The organism is Microlunatus flavus, assembly GCF_900110855.1.
In the GTDB taxonomy this organism is placed as follows: Bacteria; Actinomycetota; Actinomycetes; order Propionibacteriales; family Propionibacteriaceae; genus Microlunatus; species Microlunatus flavus.
In genome coordinates this window covers 681,240-708,200 of the sequence record NZ_FOFA01000002.1, presented here as the reverse complement: position 1 = coordinate 708,200, position 26,961 = coordinate 681,240, and the positions used below count along the sequence as shown (strand labels likewise).

26 protein-coding genes, 1 tRNA gene and 1 riboswitch are annotated in these 26,961 nt (G+C 73.5%); of the genes, 9 read left to right on the top strand and 18 right to left on the bottom strand.

Annotated features, from left to right (window positions below):
* Window positions 1-10: 10 nt before the first annotated feature.
* The 3 genes from rpmI to BMY04_RS07625 form a co-directional block, all read right to left on the bottom strand.
* A complete protein-coding gene (rpmI, locus tag BMY04_RS07635) occupies window positions 11-211 on the bottom strand; it encodes a 50S ribosomal protein L35 (RefSeq protein ID WP_091178481.1) in 201 nt (66 codons plus the stop codon).
* A 131-nt stretch (window positions 212-342) separates the two neighbouring features.
* A complete protein-coding gene (infC, locus tag BMY04_RS07630) occupies window positions 343-1,161 on the bottom strand; it encodes a translation initiation factor IF-3 (RefSeq protein ID WP_332452312.1) in 819 nt (272 codons plus the stop codon).
* A gap of 283 nt (window positions 1,162-1,444) precedes the next feature.
* The gene (locus BMY04_RS07625) at window positions 1,445-1,999 is read right to left on the bottom strand and encodes an SseB family protein (RefSeq protein WP_170854037.1); all 555 of its coding nucleotides are present in this window, start codon (window positions 1,997-1,999) and stop codon (window positions 1,445-1,447) included.
* Window positions 2,000-2,081: 82 nt separating this feature from the next.
* Between BMY04_RS07625 and BMY04_RS07620 the strand changes: the two genes are divergently transcribed.
* On the top strand, window positions 2,082-2,585 hold the full coding sequence (locus tag BMY04_RS07620; RefSeq protein ID WP_091178479.1) for a hypothetical protein: 504 nt from the start codon (window positions 2,082-2,084) through the stop codon (window positions 2,583-2,585).
* Here the strand turns inward: BMY04_RS07620 and BMY04_RS07615 are convergent.
* The 10 genes from BMY04_RS07615 to BMY04_RS07570 form a co-directional block, all read right to left on the bottom strand.
* A complete protein-coding gene (locus BMY04_RS07615) occupies window positions 2,563-3,126 on the bottom strand; it encodes a PH domain-containing protein (protein WP_091178478.1) in 564 nt (187 codons plus the stop codon). The genes BMY04_RS07620 and BMY04_RS07615 overlap by 23 nt on opposite strands.
* A gap of 5 nt (window positions 3,127-3,131) precedes the next feature.
* Window positions 3,132-3,977: an ATP phosphoribosyltransferase gene (gene hisG, locus BMY04_RS07610; RefSeq protein WP_269766207.1), complete on the bottom strand. Its 846-nt coding sequence runs from the start codon at window positions 3,975-3,977 to the stop codon at window positions 3,132-3,134.
* A gap of 110 nt (window positions 3,978-4,087) precedes the next feature.
* Window positions 4,088-4,372, bottom strand: a complete 285-nt coding sequence (locus BMY04_RS07605; RefSeq protein WP_091178476.1) for a phosphoribosyl-ATP diphosphatase — start codon at window positions 4,370-4,372, stop codon at window positions 4,088-4,090.
* 47 nt (window positions 4,373-4,419) lie between these two features.
* Entirely contained in the window at window positions 4,420-5,127 is a 708-nt protein-coding gene (gene pnuC / locus BMY04_RS07600) for a nicotinamide riboside transporter PnuC (RefSeq protein ID WP_091178475.1), read from the bottom strand.
* Window positions 5,128-5,220: 93 nt separating this feature from the next.
* Window positions 5,221-5,348, bottom strand: a riboswitch (FMN riboswitch).
* A 118-nt stretch (window positions 5,349-5,466) separates the two neighbouring features.
* Window positions 5,467-6,720 carry a cysteine--1-D-myo-inosityl 2-amino-2-deoxy-alpha-D-glucopyranoside ligase gene (mshC, locus tag BMY04_RS07595; protein WP_091178474.1) on the bottom strand — a complete coding sequence of 418 codons (1,254 nt, stop codon included), beginning with the start codon at window positions 6,718-6,720 and terminating at the stop codon, window positions 5,467-5,469.
* Window positions 6,721-6,892: 172 nt separating this feature from the next.
* Window positions 6,893-7,720, bottom strand: coding sequence for an SCO1664 family protein (locus tag BMY04_RS07590; RefSeq protein WP_232506168.1), 828 nt, complete (start codon window positions 7,718-7,720; stop codon window positions 6,893-6,895).
* Between the two features lie 79 nt (window positions 7,721-7,799).
* Window positions 7,800-8,411: a DUF3090 domain-containing protein gene (locus BMY04_RS07585; RefSeq protein WP_091178473.1), complete on the bottom strand. Its 612-nt coding sequence runs from the start codon at window positions 8,409-8,411 to the stop codon at window positions 7,800-7,802.
* A gap of 42 nt (window positions 8,412-8,453) precedes the next feature.
* A complete protein-coding gene (locus BMY04_RS07580) occupies window positions 8,454-9,224 on the bottom strand; it encodes a histidine phosphatase family protein (protein WP_091178472.1) in 771 nt (256 codons plus the stop codon).
* Between the two features lie 24 nt (window positions 9,225-9,248).
* Window positions 9,249-9,782, bottom strand: a complete 534-nt coding sequence (locus tag BMY04_RS07575; RefSeq protein WP_091178471.1) for a flavin reductase family protein — start codon at window positions 9,780-9,782, stop codon at window positions 9,249-9,251.
* A gap of 78 nt (window positions 9,783-9,860) precedes the next feature.
* A complete protein-coding gene (locus tag BMY04_RS07570; protein WP_091178470.1) occupies window positions 9,861-10,907 on the bottom strand; it encodes an LLM class F420-dependent oxidoreductase in 1,047 nt (348 codons plus the stop codon).
* Window positions 10,908-10,950: 43 nt separating this feature from the next.
* Here BMY04_RS07570 and BMY04_RS07565 point away from each other — a divergent pair, with 43 nt between their 5' ends.
* The gene (locus BMY04_RS07565) at window positions 10,951-11,928 is read left to right on the top strand and encodes an aldo/keto reductase (RefSeq protein ID WP_091178469.1); all 978 of its coding nucleotides are present in this window, start codon (window positions 10,951-10,953) and stop codon (window positions 11,926-11,928) included.
* Here BMY04_RS07565 and BMY04_RS07560 read toward each other — a convergent pair.
* The 3 genes from BMY04_RS07560 to BMY04_RS07550 form a co-directional block, all read right to left on the bottom strand.
* On the bottom strand, window positions 11,925-12,803 hold the full coding sequence (locus BMY04_RS07560; protein WP_139209785.1) for a hypothetical protein: 879 nt from the start codon (window positions 12,801-12,803) through the stop codon (window positions 11,925-11,927). The genes BMY04_RS07565 and BMY04_RS07560 overlap by 4 nt on opposite strands.
* Before the next feature lie 169 nt (window positions 12,804-12,972).
* The gene (locus BMY04_RS07555) at window positions 12,973-13,185 is read right to left on the bottom strand and encodes a DUF5703 family protein (RefSeq protein ID WP_091178467.1); all 213 of its coding nucleotides are present in this window, start codon (window positions 13,183-13,185) and stop codon (window positions 12,973-12,975) included.
* 55 nt (window positions 13,186-13,240) lie between these two features.
* Window positions 13,241-14,596 (bottom strand): M20/M25/M40 family metallo-hydrolase, encoded by a 1,356-nt coding sequence (locus BMY04_RS07550; protein WP_091178466.1) that lies wholly within the window; start codon window positions 14,594-14,596, stop codon window positions 13,241-13,243.
* Window positions 14,597-14,666: 70 nt separating this feature from the next.
* Between BMY04_RS07550 and BMY04_RS07545 the strand changes: the two genes are divergently transcribed.
* From BMY04_RS07545 to katG, 3 genes are all read left to right on the top strand, one after another.
* Window positions 14,667-15,968: an MFS transporter gene (locus BMY04_RS07545; protein ID WP_232506167.1), complete on the top strand. Its 1,302-nt coding sequence runs from the start codon at window positions 14,667-14,669 to the stop codon at window positions 15,966-15,968.
* Between the two features lie 116 nt (window positions 15,969-16,084).
* A tRNA-Leu gene (locus BMY04_RS07540) sits at window positions 16,085-16,170 on the top strand.
* Between the two features lie 340 nt (window positions 16,171-16,510).
* A complete protein-coding gene (gene katG, locus BMY04_RS07535; RefSeq protein WP_408630442.1) occupies window positions 16,511-18,787 on the top strand; it encodes a catalase/peroxidase HPI in 2,277 nt (758 codons plus the stop codon).
* Window positions 18,788-18,851: 64 nt separating this feature from the next.
* On the opposite strand, the gene BMY04_RS07530 is transcribed toward katG, so the two are convergent.
* Both BMY04_RS07530 and BMY04_RS07525 read right to left on the bottom strand, forming a co-directional pair.
* The gene (locus tag BMY04_RS07530) at window positions 18,852-20,015 is read right to left on the bottom strand and encodes a mandelate racemase/muconate lactonizing enzyme family protein (RefSeq protein WP_091178598.1); all 1,164 of its coding nucleotides are present in this window, start codon (window positions 20,013-20,015) and stop codon (window positions 18,852-18,854) included.
* Window positions 20,012-20,788: an RraA family protein gene (locus BMY04_RS07525; RefSeq protein ID WP_091178464.1), complete on the bottom strand. Its 777-nt coding sequence runs from the start codon at window positions 20,786-20,788 to the stop codon at window positions 20,012-20,014. The genes BMY04_RS07530 and BMY04_RS07525 overlap by 4 nt, the downstream gene beginning before the upstream one ends.
* A 529-nt stretch (window positions 20,789-21,317) precedes the next feature.
* Here BMY04_RS07525 and BMY04_RS07520 point away from each other — a divergent pair.
* The 4 genes from BMY04_RS07520 to BMY04_RS07505 are packed head-to-tail and all read left to right on the top strand — an operon-like array spanning window position 21,318 to window position 26,958.
* Window positions 21,318-22,916, top strand: coding sequence for an ABC transporter substrate-binding protein (locus BMY04_RS07520; RefSeq protein WP_091178463.1), 1,599 nt, complete (start codon window positions 21,318-21,320; stop codon window positions 22,914-22,916).
* Window positions 22,917-22,958: 42 nt separating this feature from the next.
* A complete protein-coding gene (locus BMY04_RS07515; protein ID WP_091178462.1) occupies window positions 22,959-23,987 on the top strand; it encodes an ABC transporter permease in 1,029 nt (342 codons plus the stop codon).
* Complete coding sequence (locus tag BMY04_RS07510; protein WP_091178461.1) at window positions 23,984-25,978, top strand: dipeptide/oligopeptide/nickel ABC transporter permease/ATP-binding protein; 1,995 nt, start codon at window positions 23,984-23,986, stop codon at window positions 25,976-25,978. Before BMY04_RS07515 ends, BMY04_RS07510 begins: the two co-directional genes overlap by 4 nt.
* Window positions 25,975-26,958: an ABC transporter ATP-binding protein gene (locus BMY04_RS07505; RefSeq protein ID WP_232506166.1), complete on the top strand. Its 984-nt coding sequence runs from the start codon at window positions 25,975-25,977 to the stop codon at window positions 26,956-26,958. The genes BMY04_RS07510 and BMY04_RS07505 overlap by 4 nt, the downstream gene beginning before the upstream one ends.
* Window positions 26,959-26,961 lie beyond the last annotated feature (3 nt).

The following is a 26,961-nucleotide window of genomic DNA, read 5'->3' as shown; positions in this document are numbered from 1 at the left end:
AGGAGGTCGCTCAGCCGCGCTTGCCGAGCATGCGACGGACCTTGGCCGCGTCGCCGGGCTCGAGGACGGCGTCGCCGGTCAGCCGGCGGGTCTGCGAGGTCGGCTTGTGCTCGTTGAGGTGCATCTTGCCGGCCTTGCGGTGCATGACCTTGCCGGTGCCGGTGAACCGGAACCGCTTCTTCGCACCGGAGTGCGTCTTCATCTTCGGCATGTGCCGCTCCACTTCTGTCCCACACCCGCCTCTCGGCGGGCCTTCTCATGTCCCGCCGGGGGCTGCCCCGGCGGGTCGTGCTCGTTCGTGCGGCCCGGTCGGTCTCCGACCGGGCCGCCTAGTGCTGGACCTCAGAGGTCGATGTCGGGGTCCATGTTGTCCGCCGGACCACGGCGACGCTGCTTCGGCTCGGCCAGGGCGGCGACCTGCGCGGCGTGCGCGGCCCGCTGCTCGGCGGCGGCGGCCGCCTCGGCGTCGAGGTCCGCCTGACGGTTGGCCATGCGGCGCTCGCGCTCGACCGCGGCGTCGACCTTGGCCTCGGTCTTCTTCTTGTGCGGACCCAGGACCATGATCATGTTTCGGCCGTCCTGCTTCGGCGACGACTCGACGAAGCCGAACTCGTCGACGTCGGCGGACAGCTTCTTGAGCAGGTTGAAGCCCAGCTCCGGACGCGACTGCTCACGACCACGGAACATGATCGTGATCTTGACCTTGTCGCCACCCTTGAGGAACCGCACGACGTGACCCTTCTTGGTCTCGTAGTCGTGGCTGTCGATCTTCGGGCGGAGCTTCATCTCCTTGATGATCGTGTTCGTCTGGTTACGGCGGCTGTCCCGCGCCTTCTGCGCGTTCTCGTACTTGAACTTGCCGTAGTCCATGAGCTTGGCGACCGGCGGGCGGGCCATCGGCGCGACCTCGACCAGGTCGAGCTCGGAGTCGTGGGCCAGCTGCAGGGCGGTCTCGATCTTGACGATCCCGACCTGCTCCCCCGCGGGTCCGACGAGGCGGACCTCGGGGACGCGAATGCGGTCGTTGATTCGCGGTTCGGTGCTGATATGTCCTCCAGGTGGTTGTGGTGCTCGTGCTGCCAGGCGCTGCGTGTGATTCGTCCGCTCGACCGCGCGGGCCCGCGAGGACCCGCACCCGGGAACGAGAAAGGGTCCTCGCACCGCGTGCGAAGACCCTGAGCACCACGACCGCCGGCGCGTGCGCCGGCGGCGATGGACCGACCCGACCACCGGCGCCCCGAGCGGGCTCGGAGGGGTCGTACGGGTGGGAGATCAGGTCTCCGCTTGCGGGTCCGGCGCGTGCGCCAGACCGGTCGAGAAAGATGTTATCACCGTCGGGACGACCGAAGCACGCCCCGGGCGCTCGCCCGACAGAGGTTCAACGCCCACCCGGGGTGCTCTTGTTCCCGCGGCTGGTCCCGCGTCCTGCCCGGCCCGACAGGGGTCAGGACCGCGGGCCCGGCTCCTCGCCCTCCGCGGGCACGGCCCACCCGAACTCCCCCTCGGCCACCTCGACCAGGCGGTGGCCGGCGGCGAGCGCGTCGAGCACCTGGCCGTCGATGGCCAGCGGGTGCGGTCCGGCGACGTCGACCAGCACCGCGTCGACCCCCTCGGCGCGCGCCGTCCGCGCGGCCAGGTCGATGGTCACGGGCACGGGACGGGCCTCGGCGTTCCAGGTGGTCAGCGCGTCCAGCCCGGTGAAGCCCAGGAGCGCGCGCCGGCCGTCGGCCGCCTGCAGCATGACCACGGACATGTCGGCCTCCTTGTCGGAGGACAGACCCGTGCTCGTGGTGGCCGTGCGCGTGGCGGTGGCGACGACCGGCACCAGGACCCGGGTCGTGCAGAGGGCCGCGACCGCCCGCAGGTACGACGTGGTGCCCGGCTCCCGCACCGCCGCGGCCAGCGCGCGCCGCGCGGCGGGGTCGGCGAGGCCGTCGTCGCCCGGGAAGGGCGAGGGCGCCAGCGTGCGCTCGTGTGGGGCGTGACCGGGCTCGGGCATGCCGGCCACCGTACGCGCGGCTCGGGGTCGGGCCCGTGCTCTCCCCGATGCCGGACCGCCCGGGCGGTGGCAGGGTGGACGCATGCCCGCCGCGGACGAAGCCCTCCTGCCCCTCTGCATCGCCCTGGCCCTGGTCGGGGTGGTCGTGACGGTGGTCGCCTTCGTCCGCGGCCGCCGCGCCCGCGCGCTGCAGGGCCTGGCGCTCGCCCTGGCTCCCGTGGCCCTCTACCTCACCGGGCTCCTGCGCCTGGTGTGGGACGCCGTCGTCGCCGTCGTGCGCTGGGCCACCGGCAACGTCTTCGACCTGGGCGCCTGGATCGGCTTCGGGCTCCTCGCGCTGTGCGTCGTGCTCTGGGTCGTCGGCGGCGTCCTCGCCCGCCGCACCCGCCGGCGGACCAAGGCGGCCGCCGTCGAGAGCCGTGAGCAGGGCCGGGCGGTCGGCACCGGGGTGGCGCCGGCGCGTCAGCCGGCGGGGCGCACGACGGCCAAGGCGGCCGCGAAGCCGGGCCGGGGCACGGCGGCACCGGCCGAGGACGACGACATGGCCGAGATCGAGGCCCTGCTCAAGTCCCGCGGGATCCAGTAGCCCCGCCGACGGCGCTTCCGCCGGTGCCCTTGCCCCTGGCGACGGCGTGCCGTCGGCGCAGCTCGGCAACGGCCTGTTGGGCGTACGCCCCGTCGTGAGCCTGGATGCCGACGAGGTGACGCTTCTGGGTGTCGAGGTCGGGGACGAAGTCGGCGCCGACCTCGCCCTCGGGGCGCAGCAGCGCGAAGGCCCAGGGGTCCCCCGGACGCAGCATCACCCGGTGCACGCGGTCCCAGGGCACCCAGTGCACCCGCAGCCCGTTGCGGACGCGGAGGCCGTCGGCGTCGGCCCGCACGGAGCTGGCGGCGACCCCCACGATGACGAGGACCAGCACCCCCAGCACGCCGAGGAGCGTCAGCAGCTGGGACGGCGTGAAGAGCACACGGATCTCGCGCGGCAGGGCGAACCAGCCGTAGAACGTCAGCGCCACGAGCGCCGCCGCGATCGCGACGGCCACCACGCGCAGCCGCCGGGGCGTGAAGACGACGGGCTGGGTGCCCTGCGGGGCCGGCGTCGAGGCTGACCCGGGAGCGGCGGGCACGGCGCTCAGAGCCGGCAGGCGGCGATGTCGGTGACGAGGATGGCGCGGGCGCCGACGTCCCACAGGTCGTCCATGACGCGCTGGGCCTCCCGGCGCAGCACCATGACGCGGACCGCCTTCCACCCGTCGCGGGCCAGCGGCGACACCGTCGGGCCCTCGAAGCCGGGCGTGACGGCGCACGCGTCGGCCAGGACCTCGTCGGCGACGTCGTAGTCCATCATCACGTAGTTCTGGGCGATCAGGACGCCGTTGAGGCGGCGCTCGAGCTGCTCGAACCCGTCGGGCACGGCGGCGTCGCGGCGGCGCACGAGGACGGCCTCGCTGACCAGCAGCGGGTCGCCGAACAGCTCGAGCCCGGCCTGGCGCAGGGTCGTGCCGGTCTCGACCACGTCGGCGATCACGTCGGCGACGCCGAGCCGGATGGCGGTCTCCACCGCGCCGTCCAGGGTGATGAGGCGGGCGGTGACGCCGTGCTCGGCGAGGTGGGCCTTCACCAGCCCGGGGTACGACGTCGCGACGCGCAGCCCGTCGAGCGCGGTCACCGCGTACCCCGTCCCGGCGGGGGCGGCGAACCGGAACCGGCTGCGCCCGAAGCCGAGGGGCAGCACCTCCGTGACCGGCGCGCCGGAGTCGAGCAGCATGTCGCGGCCCGTGATGCCGACGTCGAGCGTGCCCTCGCCGACGTAGACGGCGATGTCGCGCGGGCGGAGGTAGAAGAACTCGACGCCGTTCTCCTCGTCGAGGAGGACGAGCTCCTTGCTGTCGGTGCGCTGGCGGTAGCCGGCCTCGCGCAGCATGTCCGCGGCGGCGTCGGCCAGCGCACCCTTGTTGGGCACCGCGACGCGGATCAGGCGGCGACCGCCCTCGACGCCGGCCCTGTCGCTGCCCTGGCTCGTCACGGCGGTCATCCTAGGTGGGCCCGGTCGTCCGACCTGGTCCTTCTCAGCCCGTCCAGCGCTCCTTAGAGGTGCGCGTAGACGTCCTCGAGCGACAGGTCGAGCGCGATCATCATGACCTGCAGGTGGTAGAGCAGCTGGCTGATCTCCATGGCGGCGTCGACGCGGGACTCGTGCTCGGCCGCCATCCAGACCTCGGCCGCCTCCTCGACGACCTTCTTGCCGATCGCGTGCACGCCGCCCTCGAGCCGGGCCACGGTCGACGAGCCGGGCTCGCGCGCGTCGGCCTTGGCCTTGAGCTCGGCGAACAGCGACTCGAAGGTCTTGGGGTCAGGGGTCGTGCTGGTCACGGTCGGCCACCCTAGCCGCGACCGGGGTGGCCGACCGCCGCCGAGAGTCAGCCGACGGTCTCGATGACCGGGTCGGCCGCGCCGTGCTCGGCGGCGCGGCGACCGGAACGCTCGAGGCGGAGCCAGGCGACGAAGCCCCACACGCAGAAGGCGCCGTAGACGACGTACATGATCGCGCTCGGGTAGTAGCCGGCGGTCAGCAGCAGCGGCACGCCCACGACGTCGACCGCGATCCAGACGAGCCAGAACTCGACGAACCCGCGCGCCATGCCGTACGTGGCGAGGATCGAGCCGGTGAGGATCCACGCGTCGGCGGCCGGGTTCCACGACCCGAGCGCACCGAGCACGAAGAAGAAGACCACCCAGAGCACGACCGCGCCGGCCAGCAGCTCGAGGCGCCCGCGCATCCCCGCCCAACGGACCTGGACGCCGGCGCCCCCGGCCCCGCCCTCGCGGCGGAACTGCGCCCAGCGCACCCAGCCGTACACGCTCACGACGACGAAGAAGACCTGGCGGCCGGCCTGGCCCCACAGGTCGACCTTGCCCGCCTCGTCGAACGGTCCGCCCAGCGCACCGCCGACGAAGACGGTGAACAGCAGGACGTTGCCGACGATGCCCACCGGCCAGGCCGACACGCGCCGGCGCATGCCGAGCAGCGCGCTCGCCAGGCCGAAGACGTTGCCGACGATCTCGCGCCAGTAGATGCCGGGTCCCCAGTCGAGCTTGGCTTCCAGCAGCCGGTTCAGAAGGTCCATCTCAGTGCTCCGCTCCGTACGCCCGCAGGCGTCCGGGGGTGCGCAGACCACTGCTCGCGTGCAGGCGTCCGTGCCCACGCGCGACCAGGCTGCGGCGTGCCCCTCCCATCCGGACTTTCACCGTCGGTCGTGGAGTTTCACCACATCAACCGTGCGCTGGCTGCGTACGGGTCGCGGACTGTCACCGCCGGTTCGGACTTGCACCGACCCCGGAACACGCGCGAGCTGAATCAACTCGTCAACCATCAGCGTACGAGGTGTTCGGGAACTTTTCGCCATCCGACCACCGCAGCGGCGGTCAGAGGGCGAGAAGTTGCGCGACGACCGCGGCCGGGGTGGCTAGAGGACGACGCCGAGGAGCGCGTCGACGGCCCGCGCGACGAGGGCGGGTGCCTCGGCGTCGTCGGAGTCGACGTCGAGCGAGGCGTCGGCCCACGCGTCCACCGCGGCCAGGGCGCGCGGGGCGTCGAGGTCGTCGGCCAGGGCCGCGCGGACCTCGGCCACCACGCCGTCGGCGTTGAGGCCGCTGTCGAGGCGGACGGCCTCGCGCCAGCCGGCCAGCCGGTCCTGCGCCGCGGCGAGGTCGGCGTCGGAGTACATCCAGTCCGAGCGGTAGTGGTGCGCCAGCAGCGCGAGCCGGATCGCCATCGGGTCGACGCCCTGGCGGCGCAGCGCCGAGACGAACACGAGGTTGCCGCGCGACTTGCTCATCTTCTCGCCGTCGAGGCCGACCATGCCGCTGTGCAGGTACGCCCGGGCGAACACCTCGTCGGTGGTCACCTGCGCCTCGACAGCGGACATCTCGTGGTGCGGGAAGACGAGGTCGCTGCCGCCGGCCTGCACGTCGAAGGCCGGGCCGAGCCGGTCGAGCGCGATGGCCGTGCACTCGACGTGCCAGCCCGGGCGGCCACGGCCGAAGGGCGAGTCCCAGGCGGGCTCGCCCGGACGCTCGAGGCGCCACACCAGCGCGTCCAGCGGGTCGCGCTTGCCCGGCCGGTCGGGGTCGCCGCCCCGCTCGGCGAACACGGGACGGGCCTCCGCCGGGCTCAGGTGCGACAGCGACAGGAACGTCGGGTCGGACGCCTGCTCGAAGTAGAGGTCGGGGTGCTCGGGGTCGGTCGGGTCCTCGACGGCGTAGACGAGCCCCTCGCGCTGGTGGCGCGCGATGAGCTCGACGATCATCGAGATCGCCTCGACCGCGCCGATGTAGCTGGCGGGGGCGAGGACGTTCAGCGCCTCCATGTCCTCCCGGAACAGCGCGATCTGCTCCTGCGCCAGGTCCCGCCAGTCGACGCCGTCGCGGTCGGCCCGCTCGATCAGCGGGTCGTCAACGTCGGTGACGTTCTGCACGTAGTTCACCAGCAGCCCGCTGTCGCGCCAGGCGCGGTTGAGCAGGTCGAAGGCCACGTAGGTGTTCGCGTGCCCGAGGTGCGTGGCGTCGTACGGCGTGATCCCGCAGACGTACATCCGCGCCGTCCCGTCGGCCGGCCCGACCTCGACGACCTCCTGGGCCTTGGAGTCGTACGCGCGGATCGGTCGCCGCTCCCCCGTCGCCGGGATCTCGGGAACGGTTCGGGAACGCCAGGCCTGCACCGCAGCACCCTAACGGCGAGCGAGGACGAACCCGTGCGCCGACGAGCGGTGACCACCGAGAGTCGAGCAGCCGAAGGTCAGCAGCGAGAGGTGACCGCCTGGGGGTGACCACGACGGCCGGAGCTGTGGGCGGGGTTGCGACAGCGAACCCCGTCCAGAGCGACCAAACAATTCAGAAGGGCGGCCACGGGATCGACGGCCACTGCCCCCGCGGCGGCCGGGGCAGGTGGCCGCGGTCGAGCAGGCGCTCGGCACGGCGCGTGAAGACGTCGACCTCCTCGTCGTCGAGGAGCCCGACGAGCACGGCCGGCGCCTCGTCGCGGGCGCGCCGGACGAGCTCGCGCTCGGTCTCGGTGAGCTCGGTGCCGGCCCAGCCCCACAGCAGCGTGCGCAGCTTGGGGTCGACGTTGAAGGTCACGCCGTGGTCGATGCCGAACAGGTGCCCCTCGCTGGAGAGGATGTGCCCGCCCTTGCGGTCGGCGTTGTTGACCAGCACGTCGAACACGGCGAGGCGCCGCAGCGCCGGGTCGTCGGCGTGGATGACGGAGACGGCGGAATCGTCGGCGTCGAGTCCCTCGACGCAGCGGAACCACCCGGTCTTGGGAACCTTGCGGCTCGGCACGAGGTCGACGAGCCGGGAGACGGCGTCCTCCTCGGAGTCGACCCACGCCTGCAGCGAGCCCGGGCCGAGCGGGCCCTCCACGAACACCGTGACGGGCACGCAGTCGAACCCGGCCGCGTGCGAGACCTCGTACGCGGCGACCTCGCGCCGGCCGAGGGTGTCGACCGGGAAGTCCCACAGCGGCCGCTCGCCCTGCGTCGGCTTGTAGACGCACTCCACGTCGAGCCCGTCGGCGCGCAGCCGCGTGAGGAACGTGGCGTTCGACGCCGAGAGCAGCCGGCCGGTCACCTCGAGCTCGTCGCGCTCGTAGCGGCCGCTGCGCAGCGGCAGCGTCAGCGCGCGGTGCGGAGCGCCCTCGGCGGGCACGGCGGCGTTCACGCGACGACGCCGCTCGCGCCGAGGGCGTCCAGGCACTGGGCGTCCACCGGGAGCAGGGCCGGGGTCGGGGCGGGAGCGGTCAGGAGAACAGGGCCCGTCGGTACCCGTTGGCCCGCGGGCAGATGTGCCCCGTCGGCTCGATCGGCTGCAGGCAGAAGGGGCAGGGCGGGCGCCCGGCCGCGACGAGCGCCTGGGCGCGGGTCACGAACTCGCGGGCGTACGACGCGGTGATCTTGACGACGAAGACCTCGTCGGCCTCGATGTCGTCGTCGAGGTCGGCGGTCGTCCCCGTCGGCTCCGGCTCGACCGGCGTCTCCTCGGCCTCCTCGGCCTCGTCGCGGTCGACGTTGGAGAACAGCTCGATGACGATCCGGTCGATGCTCGGGTCCCACGCGATGGTCATCGTGCCGACCCGGAACTCCTCCGAGATCGGCGCGTCGAGCGGATCGACGTCCTTGGCCCGGCCGGTGCCGACCGAGGTGCCGGAGCCGGCCACGCCGCGTCGGACGACCTCGTCGAGGACGCGGTCGAGGTGCTCGGCCAGCACGGAGACCTGCTGCTTCTCGCAAGCCACGCTGGTGATGCGGTTGCCTTGGCGGGCCTGGAGGAAGAAGGTCCGCTCGCCCGGCTGGCCGACGGTCCCGGCCACGAATCGGTCCGGCGCGTCGTAGCGGTGCACGAGAATCGCCATGCGCCCCAGCCTAGGTCAGCGCACGGACGGGTGCGGCGATGATCAGTCCTGCGCGACGGTCGCGGGTGCGGGTCCTCCGACGGGGGCTCCGTCGGCCGGGGGCGCGTCCTCGCCGGCAGCCCCCAGCCCTCCGCCCACCGCGGCGTCCTCGCTGCGCGAGACGTCCTTCGGGGGCGGGCTGAGGAGGGCGGCGAGGTCGGCGTTCGTCGAGTTCGTCGTGACGACGTACGGGCGGGTGGCGGTGTAGCGGACGATCGACAGCGAGGCGGGGTCGACCATGATCCGCTGGAACTGGTCGAGGTGCAGCCCGAGCGCATCGGCCAGGATCGCCTTGATCGGGTCACCGTGGGAGACCAGGGCCCAGACGGCGTGGTCGCCGTGCTCGGCGGCGACCGCCGCGTCCCAGCGGCGTACGGCCTGGACGGCCCGCGCCGACATCTCCGAGAGCGACTCACCGCCGGGGAAGCGGACGTGGGAGGGGTGCGTCTGCACCGTCTTCCAGAGGTCCTCCTTGGCCAGGTCGCGCAGGGCCTTGCCGGTCCACTCGCCGTAGCCGCACTCGGTGAGGCCGTCCTCGACGGTCAGCGCGAGGTCGTCCTCGCGGGCGCCGAGCAGGGCCTCGCCCGTCTGGCGGCACCGTTCCAGCGGCGAGCTGACGAGCGCCACGAACGGGACGCGCCCGATCCGCTCGCCGAGCGCGGCGACCTGCTGGTGCCCGACCTCGTCGAGCTGCACGCCCTCGGAGCGGCCGGCGAGGATGCCGGCGGTGTTGGCGGACGTGCGCCCGTGGCGGATCAGCAGGACGGTGGTCACCGGCTCAGGCTAGGTCGTCGCCCCTCACGCCTCCGACGCCCGGTAGCGGCCGTGGACGTGGACGAGCAGGCCCTCGGCGGGCGGTTCGGGCAGCTCCACGTGCTCGACGGTGGCGCGCACGAGCAAGCCCCAGCCCGCGTGCTCGACGGGCTCCGGCCGCAGCCGGGCCCCGAGCCAGCCGGCGGAACCCTCCAGGACCGGCCCCCAGGCGGAGTCGGTCCAGGTGCCCAGCCGGAAGACGCCGCCCGGCGCGGGCGCCAGCCCGGCGAAGGCGTCGGCCAGCCCGCGGTGCGGCCAGCCGAGCAGGCTGACGACGAACGTCGGCTCGTCGGTCCCGAGCAGCAGCTCCGCCAAGGCGCTGTCCTCGTCGAGGACGCCGACGACCTCGCCCGGGTCGCCGTCGGCGAGGAGGAAGGACGACACGGTCCAGCCCGCGCGCTCCCGGCCCACCCCGGCCGTCCACAGGCTCACCGGCGACGTCGTGCGCCCGCGGAGGCGTCGCAGCGGGTCGCGGTCCCCGGCGGGCGTGGCGAAGGGGTGGTCGCTGTGGATCGTCACGCGACCAGTCTCCAGGAGGGCGCTGGACGATGCTGTTCCGAGCGAGGACGTGCCGGGACATGGCTGTTCGGCGGACTCCTAGGGCCCGACCAGCTCCAGCGCCTCGGCGGCCGTGGTCAGCGCGGTGAGGCGCTCGTCCAGGGTGCGTCCGTGGGGCACCACCGCGCAGGTCGTGACGCCCGCGTCGCCGAGCCGGGCCAGCCCGGCGGCGACCCGGTCGCGGTCGCCGAGGAGCGAGGTCCGTTCGAGGAGCGCGTACGGCACCGCGGAGGCCGCGTCGCGCGCCCGTCCGGCCAGGTAGAGGTCCTGGACCTGCGCGGCCTCGTCGCCGAAGCCCATCCGCACCGCCAGCGAGAAGTAGAAGTTCTGCTCCCGGCTGCCCATCCCGCCGACGTAGAGCGCGGCGTACGCCCGGACCGGCTCGGCGCAGGCGTCCGGGTCGGGCCCGACCGACAGCGGCACGGTGGCGACGACGTCGAACCCGTCGAGGTCGAGCCCGGCCCGGGCACGGCCGAGCCGCACCTGGTCCAGCTGCTCGGCGGCCGACGACGGGTCGACGAAGACGGCGAGCCAGCCGTCGGCCACCTCGCCGGCCAGCGCGACGTTCCTGGGCCCGACGGCGGCGAGGTAGAGCGGCACGTGGTCGCGCACCGGCTGGAACGACAGCCGCAGGGCCTTGCCCGGCCCGTCGGGCAGCGGCAGCTCGAAGTGCGGCCCCGCGTGCCGGACGGTCTCGCGGGCCAGCGCGGCACGCACGACCTCGACGTACGCCCGGGTGCGGGCGAGCGGGGCGTCGAACCGCACCCCGTGCCAGCCCTCCGACACCTGCGGCCCGGACACGCCGAGCCCGAGGCGGAAGCGGCCGCCGCTCAGCAGGTCGATCGTCGCCGCGGTCATCGCGGTCATGGCCGGGGTGCGGCCGGGGACCTGCATGACGGCCGAGCCGAGGCCGATCGTCGTGGTCTGCCCGGCCAGCCAGGCCAGCACGCTGGGGCTGTCGGACCCGTACGCCTCCGCCGCCCACACCGAGGCGAACCCGAGCTGCTCGGCGTGCCGGGCCAGCGCCAGCACCTCGCCGGGGTCGGGTCGTCCGGTCAGGTAGCCGAGGTTGAGAGCGAGCCGCACACCCCGACGGTACGGGCGCCCCGCCCCACTAGGGTCTCCCGTCGTGGAGCAGCGACGGGTCGGTGACAGCGGGCTGGTGGTGTCCCGGCTCGGGCTCGGCACGCTGACCTGGGGCCGCGACACCGGGGAGGACGCCGCGCGCGGCCTGCTCGAGACGTTCGTCGAGGCCGGCGGCACGCTCATCGACACCGCCGCCGCGTACGGGGCCGGGGACGCGGAACGCCTCCTCGGGCGGCTCGTCGACGAGGTCACCAGCCGCGACGAGGTGGTCCTGGCGAGCAAGGCGGGCTTCGTCGTACGCCGTGGGGAGCGGGTCGTCGACACCTCCCGGCGGGCGCTGCTGCGCGACCTCGACGCGTCGCTGCGCCGGCTCGGCACCGACCACCTCGACCTGTGGCAGGTGCACGCCTGGGGCGACGCGCCGCTGGAGGAGTCGCTGAGCGCGGTCGACCAGGCGGTCACGAGCGGGCGCGTCCGCTACGCCGGCGTCTCCAACTTCGTCGGCTGGCAGACCGCGCAGGCCGCGACCTGGCAGCGCGCGGACCCGGCCCGCACGACGCTGGTCAGCGCGCAGGTCGAGTACTCCCTGCTGGCCCGGCGGGCCGAGGTGGAGGTGCTGCCGGCGCTGCGCGCGTTCGGGATGGGCTGCTTCCCCTGGTCGCCGCTGGGGCGCGGGGTGCTCACCGGGCAGTACCGGGTCGGCGTGCCGCGCGGGTCGCGGGCGGCGACGGAGCACTTCGCGTGGTTCGTCGAGCCCTACCTCGAGCCGCGCAGCCGCGGCGTCGTCGAGGCGGTCGTCCGTGCCGCCGAGGGCCTGGACCTGACGCCGCTGCAGGTGGCGCTGCTCTGGGTCCGCGACGCTCCCGGCGTGACCGCTCCCCTGCTCGGCGCCCGGACCGCGGGCCAGCTGGCCCCGGCCCTCGCCACCGAGGACCTGACCCTGCCGCCGGAGATCGCGTCGGCGCTCGACGACGTGTCCGGCGGGCCGAACGCGCTGCGGCACCCACCGACCACGCCCTAGGCGCAGCCGAGCACCTCCGTCTCCAGCGGCCACAGCTCGACGCGGTCCGGTCCGCCGACGTAGGCCCGGCGGCGGTCGGGCGCGAACCACAGCCGCTCCTCGCCGTGGCGGTAGCCGCTGTCGACCGCGTCCGCCGGCAGCGGCACGTCGGCCTGGAAGGGCTCGCCCACGTTCTTCGGGTAGTCCGCCGTGTTCCGGAGGTACGCCCGGCGGCCCTCGTCACCGTTCCCGAGGTAGAGGACCCGCGTGCCGTCGGCGAGGCAGTCGCCGTCGCTGGTCGAGGACGTGACGACCTGGCTGCTGATCCGGTGACCGGCGGCGTCCGTCCACACCTCGGAGCCGTACGACTCGGCGAGGCCGTCGCGGTACTCCACGACGTCGCACCGGGCCGAGGACTCGACCCACCACGCGATGCCGTCGGCACCCGCGCCACGTCCGGGCAGGACGCGCCCGTGCCGGACGACGACCGCCTGGAGGACACGGCCGCCCGACTCGTAGGTGTAGAGGGCGCGGTCCGGTTCGCGGCGCACCTCGCGCATGCCGTCGTCGTCGTAGCCGCTCCACTGGCCCTCGTCGCGGGCCTCCCGCAACGCCGCGTCGGGCGACTCGCGCACCTCGCCCCCGATCGAGAACGGTTCCGCCACGCTGCCGCCCAGGACCGGCTGGTCGCAGGTCACGACACGCCCGGCCGCTCCGGGGTCGTCCTCGAGGTGGAGAGCGGGGTCGGGTGCGACCCAGAGCGGGCCCGCGTACGGCCTGGATGTGGGGGTGGCTGTCGGCGCGGCGGGAGACGCCGGCGTGCCGCAGGCGGTCAGGACGAGGGCGAGCCCCGCGAGCACCACCGCACCTGCGGACGTCCGGCGACCTCGACCCATGACCCGACGATCCGCCTCGCGGGGCTCACGGGCAACGGACGAGACGCGATCGTGACCCTCGAGCTCCGCCGAGAGGTAGGTTGCCGCGACTTTCTTGACCCAGATCCCGCGGCAACCTACCGCTCGGCGAGAGCCGGGAGGCCGAGGTCACCCAGAGGCGGTCGAAGGATCAGACGGTCAGGCGCGCGCGGATGATCTTGCGCCGGACCCACACGTCGCGGGTGCCGTCGCGGTAGCGGCGCAGGCGGGTGAGCTCCCACCCGCCGTGCTCGCAGCGCTCGCTGAGCAGCTGGCGGACCGCGCCGCGCGACAGGTCGCGGGACAGGCGGACCTTCTGGACCTCGTAGTCGACCGGGCGTGCGCCCCAAGTGCTCTCGATCATCGTGGTCGAGCCTAATCCGCGAGGCCAGCGCCAGAGCGGACTTGTGGGCCGCGTCTCAGGCCTGGTCGAGGAACCGGTCGAGCACGCGCGCGCCGAACTCCAGCGACTCGGTCGGCACCCGCTCGTCGACGCCGTGGAACATGCCCACGAAGTCGAGGTCGGCGGGCAGCCGCAGCGGCGCGAAGCCGAAGCAGCGCACGCCGAGCGCGTCCCAGCACTTGGCGTCGGTGCCGCCGCTCATGAGGAACGGCACGGCCTTGGCCGCCGGGTCCTCCGCGGACAGGCAGGCCTGCATCGCCTCCACGAGCGCGCCGGAGAACTCGGTCTCCACGGCCGGCTGCACGTTCTCGATCTCGTAGCGGACCTTGTCGCCGAGCAGCTCGGTGATCGTGTCGAAGAACTCCTCCCGCCCGCCCGGCACGAAGCGGCCGTCGACCGACGCGGTCGCCCGGCCGGGGATGACGTTGTGCTTGTAGCCGGCCTTGAGCATCGTCGGGTTGGCGGTGTTGCCCATCGTCGCGCCGACCATGCGCGCGATGCTGCCCAGCTTGGCCAGCGTCGGCTCGACGTCGTGCGGGTCGAGCTCGACGCCGAGCGCCTCGGACACCGCCTCGAGGAACGCCTGCTGCGACGCGGTGATCCGGTTCGGCCACGCGTACGTGCCGATGCGGCCGACCGCGGCGGCGAGCTCGGTGACCGCGTTGTCGTCGTTGCGGAACGAGCCGTGCCCGGCCCGGCCGTCGGCGATGAGGTTGAGCCAGGCCAGGCCCTTCTCCGCGGTCTGGACGAGGTAGAGCCGCAGGTCGTCGCGGACGGTGAGCGAGAAGCCGCCGACCTCGCCGATGGCCTCGGTGCAGCCCTCGACGACCTCGGGGTGCTGGTCGACCAGGAAGCGCCCGCCGAGGCCGCTGCCGGCCTCCTCGTCGGCGGTGAAGATCAGCCGGATCGGTCGGCGCGGTGGGCGGCCCGTGCGGACCCGGTCGCGGACGACGCTCAGCACCATCGCGTCGAAGTCCTTCATGTCGACCGCGCCTCGGCCCCACACGCAGCCGTCCTGCACCTCGCCGGAGAAGGGGTCGACGCTCCAGTCGTCGGCGTTCGCGGGCACGACGTCGAGGTGGCCGTGGACCAGCAGCGGCGGCAGGCTCTCGTCGGTCCCCTCCGGCGACCAGTGGGCGACGAGGGACGTGCGGCGCGGCTCCGGCTCGTACAGCTCGCTGCTGATGCCGACCTCGTCGAGCCACCCGGCGACGCGCTCGGCCGCGTCGCGCTCCCCCGGGCCCGGCTCGGAGCCGAAGTTCGTCGTGTCGATCCGGATGAGCTCACGGCACAGGTCGACGACCTCCGCGTCGGGGGCGGGGGCCGGTGTGCTGGACGAGGACGCCGGGCGGTCGGTCGGCTGCGAGGTCACCGAGTCATCATCGCCGGGCCGGCTGTCCAGGTCCGGAGGCGGCCCCTCCCGCCGGGTGAGAATGAGGCCCGTGGACCTCCCCCGTCGTGCCTGGCTCGTCTGGGGCGTCGGGGTCCTCGCGTACGCGGTCGCGGTGCTGCAGCGCACGTCGCTCGGCGTCGCGGCGACGTACGCCACCGAGCGCTTCGGCATCGGCGCCTCGGTCTTCTCGGTCTTCGTGGTGCTGCAGCTCGTCATGTACGCCGGTATGCAGGTCCCCGTCGGGGTGATGGTCGACCGCTTCGGCCCCCGCCGCCTGGTCGCCGTCGGCGCCCTCGTCATGGCGTTGGGCCAGGTCCTGATGGCGGTCAGCACCACGACCCCCGGCGCGGTCGTCGCGCGGATGCTCGTCGGCACCGGCGACGCCATGACCTTCGTCAGCGTGCTGCGGCTCGTGCCGTCCTGGTTCCCGGCGCGGCGCGTGCCCGTGCTGACCCAGGTCACCGGGCTGCTCGGCCAGCTCGGCCAGGTCGCGAGCACCATCCCGCTCGTGCTCGTGCTCCACGCGTTCGGGTGGACGCCGGCCTACCTCGGCGCGGCGGCCATCGGCGTGCTGGTGTCCATCGCGGTGCTGCTCGCCGTCCGCGACTCCCCGCTCGGCCGCAGCGCCGCCCCACCGGTGTCGTTCCGCGAGGCCGTGGGCCAGCTGCAGTCGTCGTTCGCCGAGCCCGGCACCCGGCTGGGCCTGTGGTCGCACTTCACGTCGCAGTTCTCGCAGATGGTGTTCGTCCTGCTCTGGGGCTACCCCTTCCTCACGGTGGGGCTGGGCTACAGCGCGGCGCTCGCCGGCGGCCTGCTGACGATGATGGTCCTGGCCGGCCTGCTCGTCGCCCCCGTCCTCGGCGGGCTCACGGCCGCGTACCCCTTCCGCCGCTCGAACCTGGTGCTCGGCGTCAGCATCGCCACGGTGCTGGCCTGGACCGTCGTGCTGCTCTGGCCGGGCGCCGCCCCGCTGCCCGTCGTCGTCCTGCTGCTGCTCGTCCTCTCCGCGAACGGGCCGGCCTCGGCCGTGGGCTTCGACTTCGCCCGGTCGTTCAACCCGACGCCGCGCCTCGGCGTCGCCTCGGGCATCGTCAACGTCGGCGGGTTCACCGCCTCGCTGCTGACGATCCTGGCCATCGGCTTCGTGCTCGACCTCCGCTCGCCGGGCGGGGCGTACACGCTCACCGACTTCAAGCTGGCCTTCTGCTTCCAGTACCTGCCCTGGACCTTCGGCTTCCTCAGCCTGATCCGCAGCCGCCAGCTCACGCGCGCCGGGATGGCCGCGCAGGGCCAGGTCGTCGACCCGCTCCCGCAGGCCATCGCCCGGCACTGGCACGACCGCCACCGCTGACCTCGCCGAGCAGCCCGGCCGGTGTCCCCGCCGGTGTCCACGCCGAGATCGCGTTCGGAACCTGGGCCGAGGCCCGCTATAGTCATCCACCGGTCCGGGAACGGGCCGAACCACTCGTCCGGGTGGCGGAATAGGTAGACGCGCTAGCTTGAGGTGCTAGTTCCCTTTACCGGGAATGGGGGTTCAAGTCCCCCCTCGGACACAGAGAAGAAGGTCGGGGTCTCCCCGGCCACGGCGGCCTGGAGGGCGCACCACCGCCGTCGGACCTCGTCCGACGAACCGCACCAGCCCCGAAGCCCGGCCGAGCCCAGCACCGACAGGTCGCCCGCGTCCGCGGCACCGACGAGTCCCCCGACCGGCAGCCGGGCGCGGAGCGTCGTCTTGGGACGCTCGGTACGGTGCAGAATCAGGTCGTGCGCGAGGCTCCTGCCGACCGGCGTGTCTCCCGGCACCCCGATACCCGAACGAGACCTCGTGACGCACGCCGTGCCCACCCGATCCCTCCCCCGCCGTCCCTGACCCAGGAAAGGGCCCTCAGCCACATGACCGACGCCAACCACCCCGCCACCGACGAGGCCGGCCCCTCGACGGAGCGTGTCGACAACGAGACGCGCGAGGGTCACATGAACACCGAGGAGGCGGCCGGCTGCCCGGTCGACGCGGGGCGGATGAACCACCCCACGGAGGGTGGGAGCACCAACCAGCGCTGGTGGCCCGAGTCGCTGAACCTCTCCGTCCTGCGCAAGCACGGGACCGCCTCCAACCCGATGCAGCCCGACTTCGACTACGCGGCGGCCTTCGCCACGGTCGACCTCGACGAGCTGCGGGCCGACCTCAAGCAGGTCATGACGACCTCGCAGCCGTGGTGGCCCGCCGACTTCGGCCACTACGGCCCCTTCTTCATCCGCATGGCGTGGCACAGCGCCGGCACCTACCGCGTGGCCGACGGCCGCGGCGGCGCGGGCGCGGGCATGCAGCGCTTCGCCCCCCTCAACAGCTGGCCCGACAACGCGAGCCTCGACAAGGCCCGCCGCCTGATCTGGCCGGTGAAGCAGAAGTGGGGCGCCCGGGTGTCGTGGGCCGACCTCATCGTCTTCGCCGGGACGGTCGCGCTGGAGGACATGGGCCTGCCCGTCTTCGGCTTCGCCGGCGGCCGCGCGGACGCGTGGGAGCCCGACCAGGACGTCTACTGGGGCCCCGAGCAGACCTGGCTCGGCGACGAGCGCTACACCGGCGACCGCGAGCTGGAGAAGCCGCTGGCCGCCGTCCAGATGGGCCTGATCTACGTCAACCCCGAGGGCCCGAACGGCAACCCCGACCCGATGGGCTCGGCGCGCGACATCCGCGAGACGTTCGGCCGGATGGCGATGAACGACGAGGAGACCTTCGCCCTCATCGCCGGCGGCCACACGTTCGGCAAGACCCACGGTGCGGCGGACCCGGAGCTGCACGTCGGCCCGGAGCCCGAGGGCGCCCCGATCGAGCAGCAGGGCCTGGGCTGGAAGAACGGCTACCGCTCCGGCAAGGGGGGCGACACGATCACCAGCGGGCTGGAGGTCACGTGGACCTCGGAGCCGACGACGTGGGGCCAGAAGTACCTCGAGAACCTCTACGGCCTGGACTGGGAGCTCGGCAAGGGCCCGGGCGGCGCCTGGCAGTGGTCGCCCAAGGGCGGCGCCGGCGCCGCGACGGTCCCTGACCCGGAGACCAACGAGCCCACCCGTACGCCGGGCATGCTCACCTCCGACATCGCCCTCAAGGTCGACCCCGTCTACCGCGAGATCGGCGAGCGCTTCCTGAACGACCCGGGCGCCTTCGCCGACGCGTTCGCGCGCGCCTGGTTCAAGCTGACGCACCGCGACATGGGCCCGATCCAGCGCTACCTCGGCCCCGAGGTGCCGGCCGAGGAGCTCCTGTGGCAGGACCGGGTCCCCGCCGTCGACCACCCCCTCGTGACCGCCGACGACGTCGCGGTGCTCAAGCAGCGCGTCCTCGACGCGGGGCTGAGCGTCTCGCGGCTCGTCGCGACGGCGTGGGCCTCGGCCTCGACCTACCGCTCGAGCGACAAGCGCGGCGGGGCGAACGGCGCCCGGGTCCGGCTGCTCCCGCAGAGCAGCTGGGAGGTCAACGAGCCCGACGAGCTGCACCGCGCGCTGCGGGCGCTCGAGGCAGTCCGGGCCGACTTCAACGCCGCCGGGCCGACGAAGATCTCGCTCGCCGACCTGATCGTGCTCGCCGGCGACGCCGCGGTCGAGAAGGCGGCGGCCGACGGCGGCCACCCGGTCGCGATCCCGTTCGTGCCGGGCCGGACGGACGCCAGCCAGGAGCAGACCGACGTCGAGTCGTTCGCGCCCCTGGAGCCGACCGCCGACGGGTTCCGGAACTTCCTCGGCAAGGGCCACCGGCTGCCGGCGGAGTTCCTGCTCGTCGACCGGGCGAACCTCCTCGGGCTGACCGCACCCGAGCTCACCGTCCTCGTCGGCGGGCTTCGCGTGCTCGGGGCGAACGTCGGCGAGTCGTCGTACGGCGTGCTCACCGACCGCGTCGGGGTGCTGAGCAACGACTTCTTCACCCACCTGCTCGCCTTCGGGACCGAGTGGAAGCCGGTGGAGGGCGCGCCCGGCACGTACGAGGGCGTCGACAGCGCGACGGGCCAGGTCCGCTGGACCGGCACCCGCAACGACCTCGTGTTCGGCTCGAACTCCGAGCTGCGCGCGGTGGCCGAGGTCTACGCCAGCGACGACGCGGCCGACAAGTTCGTCGGCGACTTCGCCCGGGCGTGGAGCAAGGTCATGATGGCCGACCGCTGGGACCTCTGAGCCCGGACGCGAGCGGGCCCGCCGGCTGGTGCCGGCGGGCCCTTCGTGCTCCATGGGCGGACGCTCAGTCCGTGCCGCCGAACCCGTCCACGACGTTGGCGCTCAGGTAGTCGGTGTCGAAGGCCAGCCCGAGCCCGGGCCCCGTCGGCAGCGGCAGCCGGCCGTCGACGGCGGCCAGCGGCACCTCGAGCAGCTCGTTGTACGTGGCGAGGTCGTAGCTGCTCGACTCGAGGCGGTAGAAGTTCGGCGTCGTGGCCATCACGTGCGCCCCGGCGACGAGGTTCACCGGCCCGGCCGCGTCGTGCGGCGAGACGGGCACGTAGTGGGCCTCGGCCATCGAGGCGATCTTCTTCAGCTCGCTGATGCCGCCCGTCCAGGTCACGTCGGGCATGACGAAGTCGGCGAGCTCGCGCTCCAGCACGGGCACGAAGTCCCAGCGGGTGTGCAGACGCTCCCCGACCGAGATCGGCACCTGCGTGCGCTCCCGCACCTGGCGCAGCGCGTGGTAGCTCTCCGGCGGGACGGGCTCCTCGAACCAGTGCAGGTCCACGGCCTCGTGCAGGTGGTTCGCGAGCCGGATCGCGGTGGGCACGTCGAAGCGCCCGTGCGCGTCCACGAGCAGCTCGACGTCGGGCCCGGCCGCCGCCCGGATCTGCTGCGACAGCTCGATCGCGCGGTGCTCGTCGCTGCGCGAGAGACGCCCGTCGAGGTAGCGGTCGTTGGCCTCGGGGACGTCCTCGGCGTGCGGGAACGGGTCGAACTTGATGGCCCCGTAGCCGGCGCCGACGATGCGCCCGATCTCCTCCTCGACGCCCTCCGCGGTCGCGAAGCGGCTCTGGTCGGGGTGCGTGTAGAGCGACAGCTCGCGGCGGACGGGTCCACCGAGCAGGTCGGCCACGGGCACGCCGAGCACCTTGCCGCGGATGTCCCACAGGGCGATGTCGACCGCGCTGGCGACGGTGCACGCGGCGCCGCGGCTGCCCGCGTAGGTGAAGGCGCGGAAGAGCTTGTGCCACACCAGCTCGATCGCGGCCGGGTCCTCGCCCGCGACGAGGCCCTCGACCTCGCGGAGCATGCGCGCGACCGAGCGGTTCGCGGTCCGCGTCGTGCTGGTGATCTCGCCCCAGCCCGTCACGCCCTCGTCCGTGCGCACCTCGACGAAGAGGAACTGGCCCCAGAACGACGCCGAGGACCGGACCAGCCACGGCACCAGCCGCGTGATCCTCATCGGGCGACCCCCGCGCCGGCAGCGGCCGCCTCGGAGGCGTCGGCCTGGGCCGCGCGCCACTGCTCGTACTCGGGCCGGGCCGCCTCCGAGAGCGGGTAGTAGAGGCGCAGGTCGCCGCCCTGCGAGAGGCGCAGGCGGGAGAAGTCCTCCCACTCGGCGTGCTCGCTGGCGATCTCCAGCAGCCGCGGCGCGAGCGCGATCGGCACGACCACCGCGCCGTCGTCGTCGGCCACGACGATGTCGCCGGGCACCACGACGGTGCCGCCGCAGGCGACGGGGACGTTCACCGCGTGGGGGAAGATGTCGGTCTGGGAGTGGAAGTTCGGGGTCGTGCCTCGCAGCCACAGCCCCACGCCGAGGTCCTTCGCCTGGCCGAAGTCGCGGATGCAGCCGTCGACGACCACGCCGACGCCGCCGCGGCCGGCGAAGTAGGTCAGCATCATCTCCCCGAACACGCCGCTGGCCATGTCACCGCGGGCGTCGACGACGATCACGTCGCCCGGCTGGGTGTGGTACATGACGTGGCGGTGCAGCTGCTTCTCCGGCTCGGCGTACTCGTCGACCTGGTAGAGGTCCTCCCGCTTGGGCAGGAACTGCAGGGTCAGCGCGGGTCCGGCGATGCACGCGCCGGGCGTCCGGGCCACCGGACCACGGATGTGGGCGCTGCGCACGCCGAGCTTGTTGAGCTCGCTGCTCGCCGTGGCGCTGCCGATCGCCTGCAGCCCGCGCACGAGCGCGGGGTCCGGGCGTCGGATGTCCTGGGTCTCGACCATGGGTGGCTCTCTCCTGCGAGTGCTCTCGGCGCACGGGCTGCGCGCGTGGGGTGTCCGGCGCCCGCTGCCCACCGGCGTAGTTTCGGTGAGTTTCGGTCGTCGACCAGGCCGCGTCCCCATGGGTGACCGATGTCGGTCGCCCGTGGGAGGAAGGCGGTTCGTGCGGTCACCGTACGCGCTCAGGCTCGATCTGTCAGCCCTCCCCCGCCGACCGGTCGGCGCCTTCGAAACCGGTTTCGACACACCGTCCGGGAACCCTTGACGCCCTCGACGCAGCGGCCGTACGGTGCACGGAGCGTCGAAAGAAGCAGCGGGACTTTCGGAGTTCCGCCCGGCTTTCGACGCGACGCAAGCCCTCGCCCGTCGAGCAGCCGCGGTGGGCTCGTCCCACCGGCCGCCCGTCCCTCCGGCGCACGTCCCTCGAGCACGAGCCCCGCCAGCACACGCATCGCCCGCACACGTACCGCCAGCACACGTATCGCCAGCACACGTTCCTCACGCCAGACGTTCCTGAAGCAAAGGTGCATTCATGAAGCGCACGACGCTGCCCGCGGTCGCGGCGGCCTCCCTCCTGACCCTCCTCGCCGCGTGCGGCGGAGGCGGCGGAGCCGCCGGGACCTCCCAGCCGGGCCAGCCGCAGGTCGACGGCACGTTCACCATGAACCTCGGCAGCGACCCGGGCAGCGTGAACCCGTACAAGAGCACCGGCGGCTTCAACCGCCAGGTGTACGCCTTCGCCTACGACACGCTCGTCGGGCGCGGCGCGGACGGCAAGCCCGTCCCGCAGCTCGCCACGAGCTGGGAGGTGAAGGGCGACTCGGTCACCTACAAGCTGGGCGGGACCGCCACCTGCGACGACGGCCAGAAGCTCAAGCCGAGCGACATCGAGGCCGACTTCAACTACATCAAGGACCCGAAGACGCTCTCCCCGTGGGTGGCGCTCTCGGTTCCGGTGAGCTACACCGTGTCCTCCGACGACACCGCCGGCACGTTCACGATCACCTCCAAGACGCCGTTCGGCTCGCTGCTGCAGGGCGCCGGCGCGGTGCCGATCCTGTGCCCCGCCGGCCTCAAGGACCCCGCCTCCATCGAGCACGCGTCGGCCGGGACCGGACCGTTCAAGATCACGAACTACGTGTCGGGCGACCACTACGAGTTCGAGCGGCGCGACGGCTACACGTGGGGCCCGGCCGGCGCGAGCACGGCGACGCCCGGCGTGCCGAAGAAGGTCACCATCGCCTTCGTGGCCAACGAGTCGACGATGGCCAACCAGCTCGTCTCCGGCCAGATCAACGCCGCGCAGATCACCGGCCCTGACCGTGCCCGGCTCGACAAGACCCCCGGCGTCCAGCGCTTCGACGTGCCGGTGATCGTCGGCGAGATCAACTTCAACGAGGCCGCCGGTCGCCTGTTCAACGACGAGCAGCTGCGCCAGGCCGCGGCGTCGGCCGTGAACCGTGACGACCTGGCCCCGGTGAGCACCGCGAACCAGGGCACCCTGGCCACCAACCTGATCGCCGAGGCGCCGGTGGCCTGCCCCGGCGACGAGACGACCGGCGCCCTGCCGACCTTCGACGTCGCGAAGGCCAGCTCGGTCCTCGACGCCGCGGGCTGGACCAAGGCCGCGGACGGCACCCGCTCGAAGGCCGGCAAGCCGCTCAAGGTCAAGATCATCTACCAGACCGGTGCGCCGCAGACCGCGTCCGCCGTGGAGCTCCTGGGCCAGCAGCTCAAGGCCGCCGGCATCGGCACCGACCTGGTCGGCCTGACCAACGCCGCCTTCCTCGAGTCGCTCTACACGACCGCGGACTTCGACATCTTCTACAGCGCCATCAACGTCGAGTTCCCGTACATGGCGACCACGTTCTTCGGCGGCGCGACGCCGGCCGACGGGGGCCGCAACTCCGGCGACATCCGCAACCCGGCCTTCGAGAAGCTGTCCGCCCAGGCCGCCCAGGCGCCGGCCGAGGAGGCCTGCCCGCTGTGGACCAAGGCCCACCAGGAGCTGTTCAAGCGGGCCGACGTCATCCCGGTGTCGAACGGCGACCGGCCGTTCTACACCGCGAAGGCCACGCTGCAGACCGTCGGGCTGTTCGCGGTCCCGACCAGCATCCGGCTCACCCAGTAGCACGAGCAGGACGGGAGCGAAGGACGAGGGCAGGGGACGCGCATGACCACCGCGACGACGCTGGAGCCGGCGGGCCCGCTGCCCTCGCCCGCCCTGCCCGCCGAGCCGACCGCGTCGAGGGCGCGCCCCTGGATCCGGTTCGTGGCCAGCCGGCTGCTGCGGCTCGTGGTCTCCCTGCTGGTCCTGGTCACCGCGACGTTCGTCATGGTGCACCTGGTCCCCGGCGACCCGGTCCAGGCGGCGCTCGGTGAGCAGGCGACGCCGCAGCTGGTGGAGCTGCGGCGCCACGAGCTGGGCCTGGACCAGCCCCTCCCGGCGCAGTACGTGCACTACCTGCGCGGGGTCGTCACCGGTGACCTCGGTCGTTCGATCGTCACCGAGGCACCGGTGGGCGACCTGCTCGGCACCCGCTTCCCGAACACGCTGCGGCTCGCGGTGCCCGCCTTCGTCCTCGTCATCCTCATCGCGCTGCCGGTCGGGCTGCTGACCGCGGTCCGCACCCGCGGCGGGCGGGGCCGGGTGACCCGCGGCGTGTTCGTCAACGTGACGGGGCTGTTCAACTCGGTGCCCGACTACGTCATGGCCACCGTGCTCAGCGTGGTCTTCGTCGTCGGGCTGAAGCTCTTCCCGGCGGCCGGGCTCACGGGCCCCCGCTCGTACGTGCTGCCCGTGGCCGCGCTGGTCGTGGGGCCCGCGGCCTCGCTGTCGCGGATCGTGCGCGTCGAGGCCCTCAAGGTCCTCGACACCGAGTACGTCCGGGCGGCCAAGTCGCGGCGGCTGCCGCGCCGGCTGCTCTACCTGCGCCACGTGCTGCCGAACATGATGACGGCGTCGCTGACCTTCGGCGCCATGATCCTGTCCGGGCTCGTGGCCGGGACGGTGCTCGTGGAGAACGTCTTCGGCTGGCCGGGCGTCGGCACCGTGATCTCGCAGGCCGTCATCCAGAAGGACTTTCCGCTCGTGCAGGGCGTCCTGCTCGTCCTCGGCGCGGCCGTGCTGCTGCTCAACATGGTGGTCGACGTGCTGCTCGGCGTGCTCGACCCCCGCTCCCGGCTCGGGGCGCTGCGATGAGCACGACCGTCCCGACGCGGGCCGCCGCCCGGCGCCGCCGGGTCCGGCTGCCCGGCGGGGTCGCCCTCGTCCTCCTGCTCGCGTTCGTCTTCCTCAGCGTCGCCGGCCCGTGGATCTGGGGTGACGCGGCCGGGGCGACGAACGTCGTGGACGCCAACCAGGCGGCCAGCGCGAAGCACTGGCTGGGCACCGACGACCTCGGGCGCGACCTGTTCGCGCGCACGCTCGTCGCCACGCGCAGCTCGCTGGTCCTCGCCGTGCTCGCCACCGTCGTCGGCGGTGTCGTGGGCGTCGCGCTCGGGCTGCTCTCCGGCGCGTCGAACCGGCTGGGCAAGGTCCTCGGCGCGGTGATCAACCTGCTGATGGCCTTCCCCGCGCTGCTGCTGTCCATCTTCTTCGCGGTGCTCTTCGGCATCGGCTCCGTCGGCAGCGTGCTGGCGGTCGGCGCGTCCTTCGCGCCCGGCTTCGCCCGCATCACCCAGACCCTGACGGCGTCGGCGATCAGCCGCGACTACGTCGAGGCCTCCCGCGTGCTCGGCAAGGGCCCGGTCACGGTGGTCCTGCGGCACGTCCTGCCGAACATCGCCGAGCCGGTCATCCTCTACACGACCATCCACATCGGCACGGCGATCCTCGCGCTGTCCGGCCTGAGCTTCCTCGGGCTGGGCGTGCAGCCGCCGTCGTACGACTGGGGGCGGCTGCTCAGCGACGGCCTCACCCGCGTCTACATCACCCCGACCGCGGCCCTGGGCCCGGCCGTCGCGATCGTGCTCGCCGGGCTCACGTTCAACATGGCCGGGGAGCACCTGTCCGACCTGGTCGGCGGCCGTCGTTCCGCGCCCCGCCAGGTCGACGCCGCGCCGGCGCCGGCGGACGGCCCCGGTGCGACGGGCACCGAGACGTCCTCCCGCGGCGCGCACGCCGAGGGGCTCGCGGACCAGGCCTTCGGGTCGTCCACGGCTCCCGCGGCCCGTCCGCTGCTCGAGGTCCGTGGCCTGCGGGTCGTCTACCCCGGCCCCGACGGCGGCACGGTCACTCCGGTGCGCGACGTGTCGTTCAGCGTCGCGCCCGGCGAGACCGTGGGGATCGTCGGCGAGTCCGGCTCGGGCAAGAGCATGGCGACCTCGGCCGTGGCGCAGCTCGTGGAGGCACCGGGCTCCGTGCACGCGGAGACGCTGCGCTTCGACGACGTCGACCTGACGCGGCGCACCAAGGACGACGAGCGGGTCCTCGGTCGCTCGATGGCGATGATCTTCCAGGACCCGGGCGAGGCCCTGAACCCGGCGATCAAGGTGGGGACCCACCTCGTCGAGCCCGCGGTCGTGCACCTGCACGAGGACAAGCCCCTCGCCCGGCGCCGGGCGCTCGACGCCCTGCGCGCCGTCGCCGTCAACGACCCCGAGCGCCGCTTCGGCCAGCACCAGCACGAGCTGTCCGGCGGCACCAAGCAGCGCGTCTGCATCGCGATCGGGCTGATGGGCGAGCCCCGGCTGCTCGTCGCCGACGAGCCGACGACGGCGCTGGACGTCACCGTGCAGCGCCAGATCCTGCGCCTCGTCGCCGAGGTGCGCGACGAGACCGGGGCGAGCGTGCTCTTCATCTCCCACGACATCGCGGTGGTCTCCGAGATCAGCGACCGGATCCTCGTCATGTACGCGGGTTTCGTCGTCGAGGAGGCGTCGACCGAGGAGCTGCTGGCGAGGCCGGCGCACCCGTACACCGGCCTGCTGCTGGCCGCGAGCCCGGACATGGCCGCCGACCGGTCCCGGCCGCTGCCCATGCTCGACGGCCGCATGCCCGGACCGGGCGTCGACCTGCCCGGCTGCTACTTCGCCGACCGGTGCCCCCGCGCCGAGCAGGACTGCCGCGACCAGCGGCCCCCGCTGCTGCAGATCGGCGCCCCCGGGCACCGCGCCGCCTGCTGGCACCCCCTGACCGCCGACGACCCGGTCGAGGCGCCCGCCCTCGTCGAGGAGAGGGCCGCCTCGTGACCCCCGCCCTGTCCGTCTCCGACCTCACCGTCCGCTACGGCTCCGTGACCGCCGTCCGGTCGGTCTCGTTCGACCTGCGGGCCGGCTCGGTGCTCGGCCTCGTCGGCGAGTCCGGCTCGGGCAAGAGCACGACCGCCCGCGCGGTCGTCGGGCTCGCGCCCTTCACGGGCACCGTCCGCGTCGGCGAGCGCGACGCGTCGTCGCCCCGCAGCCGGGACGCCCGCGAGGCGCGCCGGCGGGTGCAGATGGTGTTCCAGGACTCGCGGAGCTCGCTCGACCCCCGCTTCACCGTCGGTCAGTGCGTCGCCGAGGGCCTGCCGGCCGGCGAGCGCCGCGACCAGGGCCGGCGGGTGCGCGAGCTGCTCGAGCTCGTGAGCCTCGACCCCGCGCTCGTCCGCAACCGACCTGGGCAGCTCTCCGGCGGCCAGCGGCAGCGCGTGGCCATCGCCCGGGCGCTCGCGGCGCGTCCGGAGGTGCTGGTCGCCGACGAGGTCACCGCCTCGCTCGACGTGTCCGTCCAGGCCGTCGTGCTCAACCTGCTGCGCCGGCTGCGCGCCGAGCTGGGCCTGTCGATGCTCTTCATCAGCCACAACCTGGCCGTGGTGCGCTACATGTGCGACGACGTCGCGGTGATGTTCAACGGGCGCGTCGTGGAGCAGGGCGGCGTCGACGACATCCTGGCGCGCGCGCAGCACCCGTACACCCGGGCCCTGCTGGCCGCGGTGCCCGAGGTCGGCCAGCGCCGCCTCCTCTCCGACGCCGCCATCGAGGCGTCGACCGCGGCCAGTCCCGCTCCGGGTCCCGGCTGCGACTACCGGTTGCGCTGCCCCGTCGGACCGGCCGTCGACCCCGGCCGCGCGATCTGCACCACCGACGACCCCGGGCCGGGCGCGCCGGAGCGTGTGCACGCCGCCGTCTGCCACTTCGCGAGCACGCGTCAGGGCACCGACGCCCTCGCCGGGAGCGGCGAGCTGCGCTAGTCC